Source organism: Xenorhabdus indica, from assembly GCF_014467235.1.
GTDB lineage: Bacteria > Pseudomonadota > Gammaproteobacteria > Enterobacterales > Enterobacteriaceae > Xenorhabdus > Xenorhabdus indica.
The window spans coordinates 1-270 of the sequence record NZ_NKHP01000132.1 but is presented as its reverse complement, the minus strand read 5'-3'; the positions used below and the strand labels follow the sequence as shown (position 1 = coordinate 270).

Here is a 270-nt window from a genome sequence, read left to right as displayed (position 1 = left end):
GCCGGTTCAGGTAACCCCGCGCCACCCCTACCCCACCAATATACAGCTCACCCACCGCCCCCAGCGGCACCGGCTGACTACACTTATCCAGCAAATAAACCCGCGTATTGGCAATAGGCCGGCCTATGGGGAGTCGGGTTATACCCTCTTCCAGCGCCTCAATAGGATATATCGTGGTAAAGGTGGTGCCTTCCGTCGGACCATAGGCCTGCAACAGTTGTTGCGGCGGACAATGTTTCAGCACCTGGGCAATCACTGATGAATCGGGAA

Annotated in this window: 1 protein-coding gene; it reads right to left on the bottom strand. The window is 57.0% G+C overall.

Features of this window, described 5'->3' with window-relative positions; translation table 11 throughout:
- Positions 1–270, bottom strand: a 270-nt coding sequence (locus tag Xind_RS19845; protein WP_187650980.1) for an AMP-binding protein, incomplete at both ends; no start/stop codon positions are given.